This window comes from Pseudomonas sp. 18173 (assembly GCF_050432945.1).
GTDB lineage: Bacteria > Pseudomonadota > Gammaproteobacteria > Pseudomonadales > Pseudomonadaceae > Aquipseudomonas.
On sequence record NZ_JBKFTN010000040.1, the window covers coordinates 1 to 12,694 of the forward strand.

10 protein-coding genes are annotated in these 12,694 nt (G+C 57.6%); 8 read left to right on the forward strand and 2 right to left on the reverse strand.

Annotated elements, in window-relative coordinates:
- From ACLD1X_RS27875 to ACLD1X_RS27910, 8 genes are all read left to right on the forward strand, one after another.
- Positions 1-195 (forward strand): hypothetical protein (locus tag ACLD1X_RS27875; protein WP_429373334.1); only part of this gene is annotated, 195 nt, incomplete at its 5' end.
- Between the two features lie 203 nt (positions 196-398).
- Complete coding sequence (gene tig, locus ACLD1X_RS27880; RefSeq protein WP_429373336.1) at positions 399-1,709, forward strand: trigger factor; 1,311 nt, start codon at positions 399-401, stop codon at positions 1,707-1,709.
- Positions 1,710-1,802: 93 nt separating this feature from the next.
- Positions 1,803-2,438, forward strand: a complete 636-nt coding sequence (gene clpP, locus ACLD1X_RS27885) for an ATP-dependent Clp endopeptidase proteolytic subunit ClpP (RefSeq protein ID WP_008019823.1) — start codon at positions 1,803-1,805, stop codon at positions 2,436-2,438.
- Between the two features lie 111 nt (positions 2,439-2,549).
- Positions 2,550-3,833: an ATP-dependent Clp protease ATP-binding subunit ClpX gene (gene clpX, locus ACLD1X_RS27890; protein WP_007982210.1), complete on the forward strand. Its 1,284-nt coding sequence runs from the start codon at positions 2,550-2,552 to the stop codon at positions 3,831-3,833.
- A 161-nt stretch (positions 3,834-3,994) separates the two neighbouring features.
- Positions 3,995-6,391, forward strand: a complete 2,397-nt coding sequence (gene lon, locus ACLD1X_RS27895) for an endopeptidase La (protein ID WP_429373339.1) — start codon at positions 3,995-3,997, stop codon at positions 6,389-6,391.
- A gap of 149 nt (positions 6,392-6,540) precedes the next feature.
- Complete coding sequence (locus ACLD1X_RS27900) at positions 6,541-6,813, forward strand: HU family DNA-binding protein (RefSeq protein ID WP_002552737.1); 273 nt, start codon at positions 6,541-6,543, stop codon at positions 6,811-6,813.
- A gap of 233 nt (positions 6,814-7,046) precedes the next feature.
- Positions 7,047-8,918 (forward strand): SurA N-terminal domain-containing protein, encoded by a 1,872-nt coding sequence (locus ACLD1X_RS27905; protein ID WP_429373342.1) that lies wholly within the window; start codon positions 7,047-7,049, stop codon positions 8,916-8,918.
- Between the two features lie 203 nt (positions 8,919-9,121).
- Positions 9,122-9,967 carry a DUF2242 domain-containing protein gene (locus ACLD1X_RS27910; RefSeq protein WP_429373344.1) on the forward strand — a complete coding sequence of 282 codons (846 nt, stop codon included), beginning with the start codon at positions 9,122-9,124 and terminating at the stop codon, positions 9,965-9,967.
- 366 nt (positions 9,968-10,333) lie between these two features.
- Here ACLD1X_RS27910 and ACLD1X_RS27915 read toward each other — a convergent pair whose 3' ends face one another.
- Together ACLD1X_RS27915 and ACLD1X_RS27920 are read right to left on the reverse strand one after the other, a co-directional pair.
- Positions 10,334-11,374, reverse strand: coding sequence for an AraC family transcriptional regulator (locus ACLD1X_RS27915; RefSeq protein WP_429373346.1), 1,041 nt, complete (start codon positions 11,372-11,374; stop codon positions 10,334-10,336).
- Between the two features lie 3 nt (positions 11,375-11,377).
- On the reverse strand, positions 11,378-12,508 hold the full coding sequence (locus ACLD1X_RS27920; protein ID WP_429373348.1) for a nitrilase-related carbon-nitrogen hydrolase: 1,131 nt from the start codon (positions 12,506-12,508) through the stop codon (positions 11,378-11,380).
- Positions 12,509-12,694 lie beyond the last annotated feature (186 nt).

A 12,694-nucleotide genomic window follows, 5' to 3' on the forward strand; every position in this document is an offset into this window, starting at 1 on the left:
TCGTCCACCCCATATTTCGAAAGGCGCCAGATTGAAAAGTCTGGCGCCTTTTTTGTTTCAGCGGCCGCCGGTTACGGGTCGCAGGGGCAGGGCGTTTCGTCGTATTTATGTTTCTCGATGATGCTGTCCTGCCCGCCGGCCTTGCTTGCGAGATCGGCTGTCAGGGAGATGATTGGCGACCTCTTCCATATATGAAAAGGTCGGTGCAGAGCCCTGGCGTGATTGGTTGTATTTGCCATCGGGGCGAGGTGCATTGGTGCATTCACCCCTATAAATTGCCTGCTGCTTTTTTACCCGTTTTCAGTAGGGTGACTTCTTGAGTTTGACCCACTAGAATGCATGCCCTTGATTCTGGGGTCGGAAACGGCCGGCTAACGTCTGTGCAACGAGGAATATCCATGCAAGTTTCTGTTGAAAATACTACTGCTCTTGAGCGCCGCATGAGCGTCACCGTGCCGGCTGAGCGCATCGAGAGCCAGGTCAACAAGCGTCTGCAGCAGACCGCCCAAAAGGCCAAGATTGCTGGCTTCCGTCCAGGCAAAGTGCCAATGAGCGAAATCAAGCGCCGTTTTGGTGCTGACGCTCGCCAGGAAGCTGTAGGCGACGTGATCCAGTCTTCTTTCTACGAAGCTGTGGTTGAGCAGAAGCTGAACCCGGCTGGTCAGCCTTCGATCGAGCCAAAATCCCTGGAAGCTGGCAAGGACCTGGAGTACGTAGCCGTATTCGAAGTGTTCCCTGAGTTCACCGTTGCCGGTTTCGAAGGTATCACCGTCGAGCGCCTGAGCGCTGACGTGGCTGATGCCGATCTGGACAAGATGCTGGACATCCTGCGCAAGCAGAACACCCGTTTCGAAGTGGCCGATCGCGCTGCCCAGAACGAAGATCAGCTGAACATCGATTTCGTCGGCAAGGTCGACGGTGAAGTGTTCGCTGGCGGTTCCGCCAAGGGTACCCAGCTGGTTCTGGGTTCCGGCCGCATGATCCCTGGTTTCGAAGATGGTCTGGTGGGTGCTAAAGCTGGTGAAGAGCGCGTTCTGAACCTGACCTTCCCAGAGGACTATCAGAACCTGGACCTGGCTGGCAAAACCGCCGAGTTCACCGTGACTGTAAACAGCGTTTCCGAGCCAAAACTGCCAGAACTGACCGAAGAGTTCTTCGCACAATTCGGCATCAAGGAAACCGGTCTGGAAGGCTTCCGCGCCGAAGTTCGCAAGAACATGGAGCGTGAACTGCGTCAGGCGATCAAATCCAAGGTCAAGAATCAGGTAATGGACGGTCTGCTGGCCACCAACCCGATCGAAGTGCCAAAGGCTCTGCTGTCCAACGAAGTTGACCGTCTGCGCGTGCAGGCTGTTCAGCAGTTCGGCGGCAACATCAAGCCTGACCAACTGCCGGCCGAGCTGTTCGAAGAGCAAGCCAAGCGCCGCGTAGTGCTGGGTCTGATCGTGGCTGAAGTGGTCAAGCAATTCGACCTCAAGCCTGACGAAACCCGCGTTCGCGAGATGATCCAGGAAATGGCTTCGGCCTATCAGGAACCTGAGCAGGTTGTGTCCTGGTACTACAAGAACGACCAGCAACTGAACGAAGTTCGTTCGGTTGTGCTGGAAGAGCAAGTTGTGGATACTGTTCTGCAGAAAGCTAGCGTGACCGACAAATCGGTCTCTTACGAAGAAGCGGTCAAGCCGGTAGAAGCACCACAAGCCGACTGATCACTTTTGCGGTAAGAAGCAAACACCATAAGCCAGCCTTCGAGCTGGCTTATGCGTATTCAAGACATAACTATTTGGGAGTGACTGCAGAGCATGTTCCGTAATTCGTATATTCAGCAGAACTCTGATATCCAGGCTGCAGGCGGCCTGGTCCCGATGGTTGTCGAGCAGTCCGCTCGTGGCGAGCGCGCCTACGACATCTACTCGCGCCTACTCAAGGAGCGAGTGATCTTTCTGGTTGGCCCGGTAGAGGACTACATGGCCAACCTGATCTGCGCGCAACTGCTGTTCCTTGAAGCGGAAAATCCGGACAAGGACATCCATCTCTACATCAACTCTCCGGGCGGTTCGGTGACGGCGGGCATGTCGATCTACGACACCATGCAGTTCATCAAACCCAACGTGTCGACCACCTGCATCGGTCAGGCGTGCAGCATGGGCGCGTTCCTGCTGACGGCCGGTGCCCCGGGCAAGCGTTACTGCCTGCCGAACTCGCGCGTGATGATTCACCAGCCACTGGGCGGTTTCCAGGGCCAGGCGTCGGATATCGAAATCCACGCCAAGGAAATCCTGTTTATCCGCGAGCGTCTCAACACGCTGATGGCCAAGCATAGCGGGCGCACGCTTGAAGAAATCGAGCGCGATACCAACCGCGACAATTTCATGAGTGCAGACGCTGCACGTGAGTACGGCTTGATCGATGAAGTGATCAGCCAGCGCCCTGTTTAAAATAAGCAGCTCAAAACAGGCTTGGTCGGCAGGTCCGACACCAGCGGGCTTGAAAAAGCCCGCAATAGCCTTCATCTTGTGTTGCAAGCCTATCGGATTTGGATCGAACGAATGACTGACACCCGCAACGGCGAGGACAACGGCAAGCTGCTCTATTGCTCCTTCTGTGGCAAAAGCCAGCATGAAGTGCGCAAATTGATTGCCGGCCCCTCGGTCTTTATCTGCGACGAGTGCGTCGACCTGTGCAATGACATCATCCGCGAGGAGGTGCAGGAAGCACAGGCCGAGAGCAGCGCGCATAAATTGCCTTCGCCTAAAGAAATCAGCGGCATCCTCGATCAGTATGTGATTGGTCAGGAGCGCGCGAAAAAGGTTCTGGCCGTAGCGGTGTACAACCACTACAAACGCCTGAACCAGCGTGACAAAAAGAATGACGACGTCGAACTCGGCAAGAGCAACATTTTGCTGATCGGCCCGACAGGCTCGGGTAAAACCCTGCTTGCCGAAACACTGGCCCGCTTGCTGAACGTTCCGTTCACCATCGCTGACGCAACCACCCTCACCGAGGCGGGTTACGTGGGTGAAGATGTCGAGAACATCATTCAGAAGCTGCTGCAGAAATGCGATTACGACGTGGAAAAAGCCCAGATGGGCATTGTCTACATCGATGAGATCGACAAGATTTCGCGCAAGTCTGACAACCCGTCGATCACCCGGGACGTTTCCGGTGAAGGCGTGCAGCAGGCCCTGCTCAAGTTGATCGAAGGCACGGTCGCTTCCGTTCCGCCACAAGGTGGTCGCAAGCATCCGCAGCAGGAATTCCTGCAGGTCGACACCCGTAACATCCTGTTCATCTGCGGCGGTGCGTTCTCCGGTCTGGAGAAGGTTATTCAAAACCGTTCCACCAAGGGTGGCATCGGTTTCAACGCAGAAGTGCGCAGCAAGGAAGAAGGCAAGAAAGTCGGTGAGTCCCTGCGTGAAGTCGAGCCTGACGATCTGGTCAAGTTCGGTCTGATCCCGGAGTTCGTCGGTCGTCTGCCGGTACTTGCCACGCTGGACGAGCTTGACGAGGCTGCATTGATGCAGATCCTCACCGAGCCGAAAAATGCCCTGACCAAGCAGTATGCCAAGCTGTTCGAGATGGAAGGCGTTGATCTGGAATTCCGTTCCGACGCCCTGAAATCGGTCGCCAAACGTGCCCTGGAGCGTAAAACCGGTGCCCGTGGCCTGCGTTCGATTCTCGAAGGTGTATTGCTCGACACCATGTATGAAATCCCCTCGCAATCGGAGGTGAGCAAAGTGGTGATCGATGAAAGCGTGATAGAAGGCAAGTCCAAGCCACTGTATATCTACGAAAACAGTGAGCCGACCGCCAAGGCCGCGCCAGACGCTTAAGCGTCACGCAGCCTGAATAAAGAAGGGGCCTTCGGGCCCCTTTGCTTTTTGCGGGTTTTAACACTGTCTTTGTGCTTGTTTTTTTTCAAGGCAGCCCCCATCTTGGTTTCAAGCTTACTTCCATCTGTTTACGGCCTTATGGCCGCCGTAGAGGCGAAATCATGAAGACAACCATCGAATTGCCTCTCCTGCCATTGCGTGATGTCGTGGTTTATCCGCACATGGTTATCCCGCTGTTCGTGGGGCGCGAGAAATCCATCGAAGCCCTCGAGGCTGCGATGACGGGCGACAAGCAGATTCTTCTGCTGGCCCAGAGAAACCCGGCTGACGACGATCCCGGTGAAGATGCCCTGTATCGCGTTGGTACAATTGCTACCGTTCTGCAGCTGCTGAAGCTGCCTGACGGCACGGTCAAGGTTCTGGTCGAAGGCGAGCAGCGGGGCGCCGTCGAGCGCTTCAGCGAAGTGGACGGCCACTGCCGTGCCGAAGTCTCCCTGATCGACGAAGTCGATGCGCCGGAGCGCGAGTCGGAAGTGTTCGTTCGCAGCCTCCTGTCGCAGTTCGAACAATATGTGCAGTTGGGCAAGAAAGTCCCGGCTGAAGTCCTCTCGTCGCTCAACAGCATCGATGAGCCAGGTCGCCTGGTGGACACCATGGCCGCGCACATGGCCCTGAAGATCGAACAGAAGCAGGAAATCCTCGAAATCATCGATTTGTCGGCCCGGGTCGAGCACGTCCTGGCGTTGCTGGATGCCGAGATCGATCTGCTGCAAGTCGAAAAACGCATTCGCGGCCGCGTCAAGAAACAAATGGAGCGCAGTCAGCGCGAGTACTACCTGAACGAGCAGATGAAGGCCATTCAGAAAGAACTCGGTGACAGCGACGAAGGTCACAACGAAGTCGAAGAGCTGAAAAAGCGTATCGATGCCGCCGGCCTGCCGAAAGACGCGCTGGCCAAGGCGACAGCCGAGCTGAACAAACTCAAGCAGATGTCGCCGATGTCCGCGGAAGCGACCGTGGTGCGTTCGTACATCGACTGGCTGGTCCAGGTGCCGTGGAAGGCCCAGAGCAAGGTGCGTCTGGACCTGGCCCGTGCCGAAGACATTCTGGATGCCGACCACTATGGTCTGGAAGAAGTCAAAGAGCGGATTCTCGAATACCTCGCCGTGCAAAAGCGCGTGAAGAAAATTCGTGGTCCGGTGTTGTGTCTGGTCGGTCCTCCAGGGGTAGGTAAAACGTCCCTGGCAGAGTCGATCGCTCACGCCACCAACCGCAAATTCGTGCGCATGGCCCTCGGCGGCGTGCGTGACGAAGCGGAAATTCGTGGTCATCGCCGTACTTACATCGGTTCGATGCCAGGAAGATTGATTCAAAAGATGACAAAAGTGGGTGTGCGCAACCCGCTGTTCCTGCTCGATGAAATCGACAAGATGGGCAGCGACATGCGTGGCGATCCGGCATCGGCGTTGCTGGAAGTGCTCGATCCGGAGCAGAACCACAACTTCAACGATCACTATCTGGAAGTCGATTACGACCTGTCCGATGTGATGTTCCTGTGCACCTCGAACTCGATGAACATCCCGCCGGCGTTGCTGGACCGGATGGAAGTGATCCGTCTGCCGGGCTACACCGAAGACGAGAAGATCAACATCGCCGTCAAATACCTTTCGCCAAAGCAGATCACGGCCAACGGCCTGAAGAAAGGCGAGCTGGAGTTTGACGCAGAAGCGATCCGCGACATCATCCGCTACTACACCCGTGAAGCCGGTGTGCGTGGGCTTGAGCGTCAGATCGCCAAGGTCTGCCGCAAGGCCGTCAAGGAGCATGCGCTGGAAAAACGCTTCTCGGTGAAGGTCTCCGCAGACATGCTGGAGCACTTCCTGGGCGTGCGCAAATTCCGCTACGGCCTGGCCGAGCAGCAGGATCAGATCGGCCAGGTGACCGGGCTGGCGTGGACTCAGGTGGGCGGCGAACTGCTGACCATCGAAGCCGCGGTGGTGCCGGGCAAGGGCCAGTTGATCAAGACCGGTTCCCTGGGTGACGTGATGGTCGAGTCGATCACCGCGGCCTTGACCGTCGTTCGCAGTCGGGCGAAAAGCCTGGGCATTCCCCTGGACTTCCACGAGAAGCGCGACACGCACATCCATATGCCGGAGGGGGCAACTCCCAAGGACGGTCCTAGCGCCGGTGTGGGCATGTGTACGGCCCTGGTATCGGCATTGACCGGCATTCCGGTGCGCGCGGATGTCGCCATGACCGGCGAAATCACGTTGCGTGGCCAGGTACTGGCGATTGGCGGCTTGAAAGAAAAACTGCTGGCGGCCCATCGTGGCGGAATCAAGACCGTGATCATTCCTGAAGAGAATGTGCGCGATCTCAAAGAGATTCCGGACAATATCAAGCAGGATCTACAGATTAAACCGGTTAAATGGATTGACGAGGTCCTGCAAATTGCGTTGCAATACGCGCCGGAGCCCTTGCCGGACGTGGCTCCGGAGATAGTCGCGAAGGATGAGAAACGCGACGCAGATTCTAAGGAAAGAATTAGCACGCATTAGTACGTATTTGCCTGGGGGGCTTTCTTGACAGCTTTTTAGAGCCCTTGTTATAAAGCGGCTCTTAAGTGTCTGTAGGCCATTCAGCACTCGTTTTTGCTTTCACCAAAAAAACTTAGAATCATACTCAAATAGATATAAGGGGACTTAGAGTGAACAAGTCGGAACTGATTGATGCTATCGCTGCATCCGCTGATATCCCGAAAGCTGCTGCTGGCCGTGCGCTGGACGCTGTAATCGAATCCGTCACTGGCGCTCTCAAGGCTGGCGACTCTGTTGTTCTGGTTGGTTTCGGTACTTTCTCCGTAACTGATCGTCCAGCTCGCATTGGTCGTAACCCACAGACCGGTAAGACGCTGGAAATCGCAGCCGCCAAAAAACCAGGTTTCAAAGCCGGTAAAGCACTGAAAGAAGCTGTCAACTAAGTTCGATTCAGGTTTTTACCCATCCGGGTCGGGGTCATGCCTGACTTGGCAGCGGAGCGGCAGTCCTGGCTGCAGGTCGCCGGTTCAAGACACCGAGGGTCGCCCGTTCGAGCCTTCGATCCGCTCCGCCAGTTACGAGAAGGCGCATCCTCGGATGCGCCTTTCTTCTATCCGGATTCTACCCACGCTCCACGGTTGCCTAATTTTGAAGTTCAACCGTTTCTGGGGGACGCATGCTGCAGAATATCAGGGACAATTCACAAGGCTGGATTGCCAAGACTATTATCGGGGTCATCGTTGTTCTGATGGCCTTGACCGGTTTCGACGCCATTTTCAAGGCCACGTCGCACAGCAATGATGCGGCCAAGGTCAACGGCGATGAAATCAGCCAGAACGAACTGAGCCAGGCGGTCGATATGCAACGCCGCCAGCTCATGCAACAGCTGGGCAAGGATTTCGATGCTTCCCTGCTGGATGAAAAAATGTTGCGCGAATCGGCTCTGAAGGGCCTGATCGATCGCAAGCTGCTGCTGCAAGGCGCAGAAAAATCGAAGTTCGCCTTTTCCGAAGCCGCACTTGATCAGGTCATCCTGCAAACACCAGAGTTTCAGGTTGATGGCAAGTTCAGCCCCGAGCGTTTCGACCAGGTGATTCGCCAACTCGGCTATAGCCGCATGCAATTCCGCCAGATGCTGGCTCAGGAAATGCTGATCGGCCAGCTGCGTGCCGGCCTGGCAGGCAGCGGTTTCGTGACCGATGCACAGGTGCAGGCGTTTGCCCGTCTGGAAAAACAGACCCGCGATTTCGCCTCCCTGAACATCAAGGCCGACCCGGCGGCGGTGAAGCTGACCGACGAAGAGGTCAAGGCCTACTACGACGAGCATGCCAAGGAATTCATGACGCCGGACCAGGTGGTCATCGATTACCTCGAGCTGAAGAAGGCCTCCTTCTTCGATCAGGTCAGCGTCAAGGACGAAGACCTGCAAGCGGCCTATCAGAAAGAAATCGCGAACCTGGCCGAGCAACGCCGGGCTGCGCACATTCTGATCGAAGTGAACGACAAGACCACCGAGGCGCAAGCCAAGGCGAAGATCGAAGAGATTCAGGCCCGTCTGGCCAAGGGCGAGAAATTCGAGGCGCTGGCCAAGGAATTCTCCCAGGATCCGGGTTCGGCGAACAACGGCGGCGACCTGGGTTATGCAGGTCCTGGCGTCTACGACCCGGCGTTCGAAAAGGCCCTGTATTCGTTGGCCAAGGATCAGGTTTCGGGACCGGTTCGCACCGACTTCGGTTTCCACCTGATCAAGCTGTTGGGTGTGGAAGCACCCGAAGTGCCAACGTTCGCCAGCCTGAAAGACAAGCTGACCCGTGGTCTGAAAACCCAGCAGGTCGAGCAGCGTTTCGTAGAGGCGAGCAAGCAACTGGAAGACGCCTCGTTCGAAGCGTCCGATCTGGCGCAGCCAGCGCAGGACCTGAAGCTGACCGTCCAGACGTCCAAGCCGTTCGGTCGTGAAGGCGGTGAGGGTATTGCAGCCAACCGTGCCGTAATCACTGCCGCGTTCAGCCCGGAAGTCCTGGATGAGGGTGCGAACAGCACCGCCATCGAGCTCGATCCGGAAACCGTGGTCGTGTTGCGTGCCAAGGAACATCTGAAGCCTTCGCAATTGCCGCTGGAGAGCGTCTCTGCCGCGATTCGTGTGCAATTGGCCAAGGAGCACGCCAGCGCCGATGCCAAGACCAGGGCTGAAGCCCTGATCGCCAGCCTGCGCGATGGCAAGATCCCGCTGGATCAGGCCGTCGAAGGCCAGGCCTGGAAGGTCACTGAAGCGGCGACGCGAGCTCAGGAAGGGGTCGACCCTGCGGTGCTGCAAGCGCTGTTCCGCATGGCCAAGCCTGCGGCCAAGGACAAGCCGACCTTCACCAGCGTGACGCTGGCAGATGGCAGCCTGATGATCGTGCGTCTCAATGGCGTGAACGAAGCAGCGGCGCCGACCGAAGAAGAGAAAGCACAGTATCGTCGCTACCTCGCTTCGCGCATTGGCCAGCAAGATTTTGCGGCTTATCGCAAGCAGCTGGAAAGCCAGGCGGACATCAAGCGTTACTGATGCCTGACCCGGTTTAGCGCAGTACAGGAGACCCCGGCCGAAAGGCCGGGGTCTTTTTGTTTGGCCGTACGTCATTTGCCGCGGTGACTTTTGCGCAAAACCGGGGTCAATCAGCCTGTAACCGTTTTAAGACACAATCGATGCGACGCTAAGCATCGATCTGTTGCACAATACGCCCCGAACCGTTTTATTCAGGATGTTCAATGTTTAAATCACTTCCCATGCGGGTTGTCGGGCTGGCAGCCATGCTTGCCGCTGCGGCCGGTTGTTCATCGAACAAAGGCGGCATCTACGAGCATGAGAACTTCGACGACTCCGGAACCTTTTCCCGCAACTATCCCGTAACCGATGCGCAGAGTTGTGAGGCCGCCCGTCGCGCCTTGCTCAGCCAGGGCTACATCATCACCAGCAACGATTCGAAGCTGGTCAGCGGTCACAAGAGCTTCCAGCAGACCGGCGAGAACCACATGGAGATCAGCTTCAGTGTGGTCTGTACCGACGACGGCAGCGAAGGGCATCACGCGACCGTTTTTGCCAACGCCCTGCAGGATCGTTATGCACTGAAAAAAACCAACAACTCCGCCAGTCTCGGTGTGGGTGTACTGGGGTCGGTGTCGATGCCGATCGGTTCGTCGGACGATTCGATGGTCAAGGTGGCCAGCGAAACGGTAACGTCGGCCAAATTCTATGAGCGTTTTTTTGCGCTGATTGAAAGTTTCCTGCCGCCGGAAGCCAAGAAAGCCGCCCACATTACCGAAAAGCCGAAAACCGATCTGGGCATGCCTGAAGCCAAGGCAGCACCGGCACCGCTCGCGCCTGCCCCGGCAGCGGCACCCGCAGCAGCGCCTGCTGCAGCTGCTCCCGGACCTGCCGTTGAAGCAGCGCCAGCGGCCTCCGAGCCGGTTGCCCCGCCTCCGGAAGCCGCGCCGATCACGCCTGCCAGTGTAGAGCCTGCACTGTCCCCGCAAGTCATCACGCCACCGTCGAACCCGAGTGACTTGCCGCCACCGAGCGAGCCCATTCCGGCGATGCCGGTCACCGGCCAGTGAGAGTGACACCACAGGATCGGATCAACCGATCCTGTGGACAGTTCAATGCTTGACTCACATCAAGAAAGCCCGCGGCTCTGCGATCTCCCGCAAAAAAACCAATGATAAATTCCTGACCAGCTGCTACGTTTTATTCAGTAGCGACAGAGTGTCGTGTCCGCGTCATTTTTCATTCACACGGGCACTTTATGCTCATGGAATGGGTCATTTATTCAGACGTTTTTCAATACGGGTTGGGGGATTCAAAAATGGACGATTATCAAGAAGAACTGCTCGAGTACCAGGCTTTCGAACTGGACCCACTGGAGCCAGCAGAAGACGCTACTGAGCTTTGAAGCTTCAACTTGTCGCTTGCAGCTAGAGGCTTCAGGCTGTTTTTCTATGACTGCGGCGAAATTCGCCGGGTGTCTGCCCGTTCCAGCGTTTGAATGCGCGTTGAAACGCTTCGGCTGAGGCAAAACCCAGCAGGTAGGCGATTTCTCCGAACACCAGTTCGGTGTCGCGTATGTAGGTCATGGCCAGGTCGCGACGGGTTTCATTGAGGATTGCGCGAAATTGCGTGCCTTCCTCGGCAAGTTTGCGGCGCAGGGTCCAGGTGGGCAGTTTCAGGCGTGCCGCCACTTCTTCCAGGTCGGGTTCCCGGCCACCATTGAGCAACGGTCCCAGCAGCGCGATGACGCGTTCACGCAGGCTGCGGGTGCGTGTCAATTGTTCCAGCTCCCGCTCACACAATTGCAGCAAATGCCGCCAGGTGCTCGGGCAATGCTCGGGGTTGCGCTGGGCGAGACTGGTCAGGCTCAAGCGCAGTTGATTGTGCTCGCCACCAAACTGAATCGGGCAGTCACCCAAAGCGTCGTAGGCCGTGCGGTAAGCGGGTTCTTCGAATTCGATCTCGATACGTTCGGCGCGCAGCGGGGCTGGGCTGACACTGGATAATTGCTGCAGCCAGCCGGCGATGATCGAATCCACCACAAAGCGGTTGTAGGCGTTATACGGGCTGATCGAATAGAAACGCAGCCAGGCGCCCTGGGCGTCTTCGTGAAAGCTGGATTGACCCCGATAATTGGAGCCGTACAAGGCTTCGTATCGAATCAGGCAGCGAGCGGCTTCACGGACTGTCGGCGCCTGGGCGGCGGTGACCCCGGCCAGGCCGGCCTGGCTCAGGCGACTGAGCTGGCCCATGCGCAAGCCGAGGGCCGGATTGGTGGTCAGTTGAATGGCGCCGTGGCCCAGGCGCATGTAGCGCGGTATCGACAGTCGTGCACCGGCTTCACTCAGGCGCGCTGTATCGAGGCCGTATTGGTCGAGCAGAGGCTGCGGATCGATGCCATGACTGCGCACGGCATCGGCCAGGCTATGGACAAAACCCACCGACAGATCGCCGAGGCGCATCGGCTGCGGTTTCATGGCTTACAACCAGAGGTTCAGCAAACGCGCACCCTGGGCGTTGCCGTCGGCAAAGTGCTGGCCGTTGCTGCTGAGAAAACTGTGACCGGCACTGCCTTGATCCCAGAACTGACCTCGCAGGAACACACTCATGCCGGCGACAGCCTGACTGGCCGGTACCTGGGTCGTGAGGGTCAGGCGCTGCCAGGCCTGGCCCTCACTGATTTCTCCAGGCTTGAGGTTGACCGACGCCGGCTGCGCCGCCCCCCTGTAGCCGCGCCACGGCTGATCCCAGGTGCCACGGCCGGTGACAAAGGCCGGTACCGCAACCAGCTGTACGTTCTGGTCGTTGAGCTTGAGGTAGTTTTCCGGGTACCAGCTGTCTTGGCCGATCAATACGGCCAGCCTTCCTGCGGGGGTGTCAACGACGTTGAGCGAGTGCTCGCCGTTCGCCTTGATCCCGTTCAGTTTTGCGAAGAACGGGTGCATCTGGCGCTGGGGCTGGCCGATCGGCAGGCCTTCGTTGTTGAACACGACACTGCTGTTGTACAGCGCGCCGCGGCCGATTTTCAAGGTGCCGTCGATGATGCCCGGTTCGGGCAGCACAATGGAACCCGCTACCAGCGTCACGTGGAATTCCCTGGCCAGGCCGCCGAACAATGCCTGGTAGTCCCTGGCCATCGCCTTGGCTTTCATGCGCAGGTGGGCATCGTCCAGGCGGTTGCCACCCTCGGCGCTGATCAACGCCTTGGCGAACTTCAGGGGATTGCTTACCGCCAGCCAGTTCATGGCCTCCTTGAGGGTGCTGGCCTGATACAACTCATCCTTCTCGCCGCTGACCATCAACCAGGTACCGATATGTTCCGGCAATACGACGACCGTCTTGTCGTTCAACAAACCCTGGTCCCGGGCTGCCTGCAGATAGGCCGCGAGCTTGCGGTGCAAGCGTTCGGGGCTTTGATAATCGGTAGGAAACAGTTCGGGCTGAATGCCCAGCAGATTGCCACGGTCCGCAGGCGTACCCTGGTCGACTGCCAGGTTGATCCGCAGGTCCGAAAGGTAATGACCCAGCGGCCGGTCCGCGGCCCACATGGCGTAGGTCGTGAGGGCGGCGAGCAACGCCATGGAGAATGTCAGGTACAAAAGTTTGCGCATGGGGAAACAGTTTACAGCCTGGAGCCGGACATGGCTTTCGATTAGGGACTGGGCCGAGCATAAAGGGAATCAAGGGCTTAGTGGGCAAATTTCAGCGTTGACCTTTTTTCCGGCGCCTGCCGTTCTGCACGAGGTGCAACAATCAATGAGGTGGACGGAAGGGGCATTGACTGGGTGGAAGGCAGA

Excerpts from the sequence above, each read along its gene's own strand:
- ACLD1X_RS27915 (WP_429373346.1), bottom strand. The coding sequence starts at position 11,374 with ATGAAACCGCAGCCGATGCGCCTCGGCGATCTGTCGGTGGGTTTTGTC.
- ACLD1X_RS27910 (WP_429373344.1), top strand. The coding sequence starts at position 9,122 with ATGTTTAAATCACTTCCCATGCGGGTTGTCGGGCTGGCAGCCATGCTT.
- tig (WP_429373336.1), top strand. The coding sequence starts at position 399 with ATGCAAGTTTCTGTTGAAAATACTACTGCTCTTGAGCGCCGCATGAGC.
- clpX (WP_007982210.1), top strand. The coding sequence starts at position 2,550 with ATGACTGACACCCGCAACGGCGAGGACAACGGCAAGCTGCTCTATTGC.
- clpP (WP_008019823.1), top strand. The coding sequence starts at position 1,803 with ATGTTCCGTAATTCGTATATTCAGCAGAACTCTGATATCCAGGCTGCA.
- ACLD1X_RS27920 (WP_429373348.1), bottom strand. The coding sequence starts at position 12,508 with ATGCGCAAACTTTTGTACCTGACATTCTCCATGGCGTTGCTCGCCGCC.
- ACLD1X_RS27905 (WP_429373342.1), top strand. The coding sequence starts at position 7,047 with ATGCTGCAGAATATCAGGGACAATTCACAAGGCTGGATTGCCAAGACT.
- lon (WP_429373339.1), top strand. The coding sequence starts at position 3,995 with ATGAAGACAACCATCGAATTGCCTCTCCTGCCATTGCGTGATGTCGTG.